3 protein-coding genes and 1 pseudogene are annotated in these 3,770 nt (G+C 36.9%); all 4 read right to left on the bottom strand.

Going from position 1 to position 3,770, the window contains the following annotated elements:
• On the bottom strand, positions 1-490 hold a 490-nt coding region (locus tag R5R67_RS19000; protein ID WP_318755162.1), incomplete at its 3' end, for a hypothetical protein.
• 232 nt (positions 491-722) lie between these two features.
• On the bottom strand, positions 723-1,886 hold the full coding sequence (locus R5R67_RS18995; protein WP_005104957.1) for a zinc-dependent alcohol dehydrogenase: 1,164 nt from the start codon (positions 1,884-1,886) through the stop codon (positions 723-725).
• A gap of 260 nt (positions 1,887-2,146) precedes the next feature.
• Positions 2,147-2,295: pseudogene (locus R5R67_RS19755) on the bottom strand (IS3 family transposase); the annotation flags it as partial.
• Between the two features lie 715 nt (positions 2,296-3,010).
• Positions 3,011-3,770 (bottom strand): hypothetical protein (locus tag R5R67_RS18990; protein ID WP_004788524.1); only part of this gene is annotated, 760 nt, incomplete at its 5' end.

Raw genomic sequence — 3,770 nt, 5'->3', positions numbered from 1 at the left:
GGCAGAACCCTGATAGGATAAGGGTTCTGTGAAATTTGTCGTGTACAGAGAAATCTTTATTATTATTTCCCTTTCTTAGAGCAAATAGAGGCTTATAGCTATCTCCTTTAAATTGCTGATTAGGCTCTAATAAAACAGGGAATGTTCCTGGTGCACCTAACCTCTTCCACATAAGGCTAACACCCGAAGTAGCCTTATGGTCAAAAATTATTTCTACAGTACATCCCTGATTTTTTAGATGCCATGCATATAAAACAATTAAAGATAAAGCCTGATAATCTGAAGATGTACATTTAGTAATATCAATTTTTACAGGGCAGTTTTTTACGTTCCATTTAAAAACACTAAAAATTTGATCAAAATCAAAGGCATCATGGTCTTTTAAACCAAAACTTTTGGGTAGGTTAATCGTTACGGTTTTTAGTTTTTTCAACTCTTTTTTTACAGGTAACATAGCCTCAAACATGGCTGTATTTTTAATATGTCTCATAAAAAATTAATAAATATAAAGTTCAATATGTTAAGTCTATCACCGTTTATGTATTAGAAAGTAGTCACTACCAGCAGTCAAATAGTGGAATAACGTCTAAATGTGTCGTTTCCATTTATATTACTATTTAACATAAAATTTCTTATACGCAATTCAGTTGTAACCCCCAAATGGAAATGTCCGATTTCTCCAAAGTAAAAAAGCGCCTGATGGCGCTTTCCTTTAATCATATTTATGGCGTCAGAATAACTTTACGACAGTCTTCTTCTTTTTTATCAAAAATACGGTAACCTTCCGCAGCATCTTCCAGTTTCATGCGATGGGTAATAATCAGATCTGGAGACAGATCTCCATTTTCAATATGTTCTAGCAACTGCGGCAAGTAATTATGCACATGAGTTTGTCCCATTTTAAAGGTTAAACCTTTGTCAAAGGCATCACCAAACAGGAAGCCATGAATTGGACCAGCATAAACTCCAGGTACACTCACCACACCGCCGCGGCGGACCGCTGCAATACATTGTCTTAACGCTGAACCACTCGAACCTTCTAATTTCAGGTTAGTCATTACGGTTTCCAGCATGCTACCTTTGGCTTCAAAACCGACCGCATCAATGACGGCATCGACTCCACGATAACCCGTGGTATTTTGAATGATAAATTCAGCGGCATCGACTTCATCAAAATTGACCGGAATCACCCCATAGGTTTGATGTGCGAAACTCAGACGATAAGGATGGTGATCGACCATAAAAATCTGCTCGGCACCGAGCATCCGTGCACAGGCAGCAGCCAGCAGACCAACTGGGCCAGCACCATAAATCGCCACACTGGAACCTCGACCAACTTGGGCATTGTTCACTGCTTGCCAGGCGGTTGGTAGAATATCGGTCAGGAATAATACTTTTTCATCAGGCAGGGAGCCTGGCACTTTAAATGGTCCGACATTGCCCTTGGGGATCCGCACATATTCAGCTTGACCACCCGGTATACCACCATACAGATGGCTAAAGCCAAATAAAGCTGCCCCTGGTGGAATCTGTTTTTTATTGAGAATTGCACCACGGCCGGTATTGGTATTTTCACAGGCAGCCATTAGTTCATGTTCACAGAAAAAACAGTGACCACATGCAATCACGAAAGGAATAATGACCCGGTCGCCTTTTTTGACTTCTGTGACTTCAGGGCCGACTTCTTCTACAATTCCCATAAATTCATGGCCGAAAATATCGCCATCTTCAGTGGCCGGAATTTTACCCCGGTATAGGTGCAGATCTGAGCCACAGATGGCAGTCGCTGTCACCCTTAAAATGACGTCATCTGGTTCCTGAATCACTGGATCTGGAACGGATTCAACTCGTACATCCCGAGCACCATGATAGGTAAGAGCACGCATGCGGATTTCCTCTCTCTAGTTCAACATTAAACAGACTCGTATCAAGGCTGCCAAAAATAAAAAACACTTTTATTAGAGCCTTATGCGCCAAGAAAGCGCTGTAAATTAATGTATGAAATAAGACATCCGAGTGTTTAAAAAATAAATGAACCGTACCGGGTTTGTCGGAGACTTTTTTATTTAAGTTAGGCCACCTGACCTAACGTGTTAATCTTATCATCGAACATTTTTTCAAACACAAAAGGTGGCACATAACCTAGCGCACTTGTACAGCGCGCAATAACATAACTTCTCGTTGCAGTTATTGCCAGACCTTACGAACGCCATATCGCCCCGAACTTTCTTTCCAAATTCGTTTGATTCGCTCAGCATGATGAAAATCATGTAGACCTCGTTTTGCTCGATGTTTCCTTGCGAAGCGATGCTTCTTATCTCAGGGAAAGTTGGTCTCCGACAAACCCGGTACGATTCATGAGTAAAAAACGACAAGCTATTAAGACAAAGATTCATGAATTTTGGAATTACATTAAAGTGGCATTTAACATAAAAACTCTTATGCGAAATTTAGTTAGTAGTGAACTTTTCCGACTATGATGTTTTCATTGAAAAACATCTATAAAATCAATTAAATATATTCAAGACGTTGAATTCTTTACAGTTTTTCTTAAATTACGCCAAAATTAAAATTAATTTAAAATCAAATATTTAATATTTTAAAGATAGATATTCATAGTCGGAAAATTTGTGTTTTTACCAGAGCACTTCAAGACTATACGTGTAGAAATTCACCCCTTTTGCAGCAATCCAGAGGTGTCTAAGAGTGGAAAAGTAGCACAGTTATTTTTATATAAAAAAATCAAATACTTAAAAATTATAAATTTGTGTTTTTATTAGAAAATTCTTAATTTTTTAAAATTTTGAGGAGTATAGGTGTAGAGATTCACCCCTTTTCAGTCTATTTTTGAAATAGATAAGACATAAATAACCTATTAAAAACAACAGTTTAAAATATAAAAGTGGAAATAAACACAGTGGATACTAAAATCTAGAACAGATCAGCAAGTACATCATGTAAATTTTGTCCATTTTTACGATCGATAAAAAGAGAACACTTGAGTTACATCTTATTTCAACTTTACTTCTGAAATTGCTCGTTCTATCTCAATCGCTGTAATACTTTTACCTTCTAATTTATAATTTGATAAATTATTTAGAGCAGTAAAAATCACGTCATATTCTAGTTCATAATTTCCGGTACGAGCAGAAGCTTCAGCAAAAAATTGAGTCTGTCTTATACGTCGAAAATAGCGATAATACTCCATAAATTGTGCTTTTATATCTTCAGCTGAAGTATATGGATTAGTCCCTAGCTCCTTACAAGCTGCAATTATCGCACCGCCTATTTCGAATTTACGTCGGTTTTCAGCCGTTCTTTTCTTCTTAGCTTCGTTCTTTTGGATCTGACTCAGATATAATTCTAAATCACTGACATCAAGCTTTTGTGCCTTAAACCGTAAATAACGATTACACATCATTTTTAGAAGATTTATATCCGTATTATCTAAATAACCCTGTTCATACTGTTGATGTAATTTTAAAAATTTTTTCTCATATTCCGAATTATTTTTTTCAGCTTCTAATTTGTCAGCTAATAATTGCATCTTCATATGATCGCGATAAGGTTTTAAAGCTTCTTTTACTAAAATCTGCTGTGGTTCAGACAATCGTTCAAAGTTACATTTATTGTCTCGAAGCAATGAGATCACTTCAGTTCTCAATTCTGAATCTTCTTGACCTCTTAAAAAGTGCATAAAATCATTCAACTCTGCTACCTGAAGTAATTGAGCTGGTCTACCACGTTTCTTTGCTTTTTCCTGGATCATG

It is taken from the genome of Acinetobacter sp. OYA S30, assembly GCF_033599315.1.
Classification (GTDB): Bacteria; Pseudomonadota; Gammaproteobacteria; order Pseudomonadales; family Moraxellaceae; genus Acinetobacter; species Acinetobacter baumannii.
Note: the sequence above shows the minus strand (reverse complement) of the source record. Positions and strands in the feature narration are given on the sequence as shown.

Bases quoted from the DNA above. Each gene is read 5' to 3' on its own strand.
- R5R67_RS18995 (WP_005104957.1), bottom strand. From the start codon at position 1,886: ATGCGTGCTCTTACCTATCATGGTGCTCGGGATGTACGAGTTGAATCC.